At 56.3% G+C, this 3,467-nt stretch carries 3 protein-coding genes; all 3 read left to right on the forward strand.

Translation table 11 applies throughout. The features are described 5' to 3' along the window. A partial coding sequence (locus C0456_RS19780; protein ID WP_291056180.1) for an Eco57I restriction-modification methylase domain-containing protein occupies nucleotides 1-1,199 on the forward strand: 1,199 nt, incomplete at its 5' end. A 29-nt stretch (nucleotides 1,200-1,228) separates the two neighbouring features. Next, nucleotides 1,229-1,570, forward strand: coding sequence for a hypothetical protein (locus C0456_RS19785; protein ID WP_291056182.1), 342 nt, complete (start codon nucleotides 1,229-1,231; stop codon nucleotides 1,568-1,570). Between the two features lie 14 nt (nucleotides 1,571-1,584). Beyond that, the coding region (locus tag C0456_RS19790; RefSeq protein WP_291056186.1) for a DEAD/DEAH box helicase family protein at nucleotides 1,585-3,467 on the forward strand (1,883 nt) is incomplete at its 3' end.

The following is a 3,467-nucleotide window of genomic DNA, read 5'->3' on the forward strand; positions in this document are numbered from 1 at the left end:
TGTATTGCTCGAAACACGCAACCGGCCCGCATTCAGTGGCCAAGAGCTTTGACGATGATGACGGGAATGTCTGGTTTGACCGAGTGGAGCATTCTTGGGCCGGTGGCCGATGTAAGTTTTGTGGCGCAAACGAAAGCGCATTTGATCGAGGCGATGAGCAAGAAAGCCATGCCTACGCATTCATTCATGCGAATGATATCAAGACGCGCGTGGGCCAGCTGTTCGGAGGTAAAATGCATTTTGACGTAATAATCGGAAATCCGCCCTATCAACTTAATGATGGGGGGCACGGTGTAAGTGCTTCGCCAATATATCAAAAGTTCATAGCTCAGGCAAAACAGCTCGAACCACGATTTCTCTCAATGGTTGTGCCTTCACGCTGGTTTGGTGGCGGCAAGGGATTGGGCGATTTTCGGGCAGAGATGCTTAGTGACGATCGACTTCGAAAGTTGGTCGATTTTGAGAATGCGACGGATGCTTTCCCCGGTGTAGATTTAGCTGGAGGAGTTTGTTTTTTTCTCTGGGATCGAGACGAGCGTGGTCCATGCACCGTCACTAATATCGTAGGAGACTCCTTAGAAAGCGAAACAGAGCGCCGGTTGAATGAGTTTTCAACTTTTGTTCGACACAGCGGTGCCGTTCCAATCATTCGGAAGGTCCTTGCTGCCTCGCAAAGCATGATGAGCGAGCAAGTTTCGAGCAGAAAGCCGTTTGGCTTACCGACAAATGCCCGGCCATTGAAAAGTGGAGATTTGGTTCTTCGATGGGAAAAGGGCGAGGGGCCATATGAGCGTGACCAAATCACCGTCGGTGTCGACATAATTGATAAGTGGAAGGTCATTACCTCTTACGTTGCCTACGATCACGCCGGAAACCCCGGAAAAGACGGACGAAGGAAGGTCTTTTCGAAAATCGATGTGATGCCACCAGGTATGATATGCACTGAGACGTACCTCGTTATTGGAGCGTACGAATCAGAGGAGCACGCTAGAAATCTTATCGAATACATGAAAACAAAGTTCTTCCGGTTTCTCGTTTCCCAGTTCATGTATTCGCATCATTTAACCAAGTCGGCTTATGACTTTGTTCCCGTGCTCGACATGAACGAAACGTGGACTGACAGTGCGCTCGCTCTTCGTTTTGGTCTCACTGATGAAGAGATTAGCTTTATTGATTTGAAGATAAGACCCTTCGCTTGAAGCTGGTCGTCCGAATTGGGGGGTGAATGATGTCCAATTATGCAGTCCAGGGAGCGCATGGCTTATTGCTTGAGGCAGAGGTCGCTCCTCGCGCCCAGGCGAAATTTGAGCAGCGATACCAAGCGGCGACGGGTCAAGCCGTAACGACAGGCAATCCGGTTCATTATCAAAATCAGCCCAACAAATGGGGCGCGGAGTTGCGCGTTTACTTCAACGACCCCGGCATGGCCATTTCACTCGCGGTGGAAGGCTATCACGTGGAAAACTCGCTCAAGGCCTATCAAGGGCAAAATTACCGCTTTCGCGTCAACTCAAAGAAGCTGTGGTGGGCATTCGTTGAGGATCACGGCCTCCGCCTTGGCATAAGCTGACAGTCGCAGCGAAAATGAACAAGCCCACCATCGACGACATACTGACTCCAAAGCCGGAAGCCCGGCTGCGCATCTATGCGTGGACGCCGAATGATCCGCCTGCGGCCTATGCGGGGCTGATCAAGGTCGGGCAGACCACGCAGGAGGACGTCAACGACCGCATCCGCCAAAGCCAGGGGCAGATGCAACAGGCCTATACGCTGCACCTGAATGACTTCGCCGAGCGGGAGGATGGCAGCGGGTTTCGCGATGGCGATGTGCGCCAGCGCCTGATCCAAAAGGGTTTCGAGAATGTCGTGATCGGTGCGTCACGCGAATGGATGCGCTGTTCGCCCGCCGATGTGAAAACCGCGATTGCCGAGCTGAAAAGCGGGCTGCGCTTTACCGGGACGCACCACGACAGCTTTCCGATGCGCGCCGAACAGGCCCAGGCGGTCGAACAGACCTATGCCTATTATCGATCGCGCTGGGAGCAGGACGCAAAGGCCGTGCCGCGCTTCCTATGGAACGCCAAGATGCGGTTCGGCAAAACCTTCACCAGCTATCAGCTTGCCAGGAAATTGGCCGCCAAGCGCGTGCTGGTCGTCACGTTCAAGCCAGCGGTTGAAGATGCCTGGGCGGCCGACCTTGAGAATCATCGAGATTTCGATGGCTGGCAATATCTGTCCCGCGGGCACAGCGGCGACCCGCGCAGCGTCCCGAAGGATACGCCGCTCGTCTATTTCGGCTCGTTTCAGGATTTGCTGGGCAAGGACGCGACCGGCAACATCAAGCCGCGCAACGAATGGATTCACACGATCAACTGGGATTTGGTCGTGTTCGATGAGTATCATTTCGGTGCCTGGCGCGACACGGCGAAGGAGCTGTTCGAGGGCGAAGAGGCAGCGGTCGCCAAGGCCGAGGTTAGCCAAGAATATGCGGGCGCGCTGGAGGTGGTGAACGAAGACCTTGGTGAGCTGTCCGAAGCCGAAGCCGAGTTTCTGCCGATCACGACGCGCGCTTATCTCTATCTGTCTGGCACACCGTTCAAGGCGCTCGCCACCGGTGAGTTCATCGAGGAGCAGATTTTCAACTGGACCTACACCGACGAACAGCGCGCGCGCGCGGAATGGGACGCCGCCCATCCCGGTGAGCGCAATCCTTATGCCGCGCTGCCTCAGATGCGGTTGCTGACCTACAAGGTGCCCGACGAGGTCACCACCATCGCCAGCGGCGGCCAGTTCGACGAGTTCGATCTGAACGAGTTTTTCGCGGCAACCGGCACCGGCGTGCTGGCGACCTTCAAACACAAGGACGAGGTGCAGAAGTGGTTGAACGTCATCCGCAATGCACCGGACGCGCCCCGCTCGCTTGAGAGCCTCAAATCCGGCGTCCGTCCGCCTTGGCCCTACTCCGATACCCGCCTGCTGCCGTATCTCAATCACGCCTTCTGGTTCTTGCCCAATGTCGCGGCCTGCCAGGCAATGGCCAATTTGCTTGAAGAACGGCAGAACGTCTTTTGGCACGATTATGAGGTTATCGTCGCAGCCGGGACTGGAGCCGGGATCGGGCTTGAGGCGCTGCCGCCGGTGCGCAAGGCGATCGGCAGCGGCTTTGAAAGCAAGACCATCACGCTGTCCTGCGGCAAGCTGACGACAGGGGTGACCGTGCCGCAATGGTCGTCAATCCTGATGCTGCGCAATCTCAAATCGCCCGAAACCTATTTCCAGGCGGCGTTCCGGGTGCAGTCGCCATGGTCGATCAAGAACCCGGACGGCGACGATCCTGCCCGCGAGGACATTCTCAAGCCCGTTTGTTTCGTGTTCGACTTCGCGCCGACGCGGGCGCTGCGTCAGCTTTCCGAATATGGCATCGGGCTGTCACCGGGCGAGCCGAACCCCGAGAACGCGGTGCGCGA

Source organism: Hyphomonas sp., assembly GCF_013823385.1.
GTDB lineage: Bacteria > Pseudomonadota > Alphaproteobacteria > Caulobacterales > Hyphomonadaceae > Hyphomonas.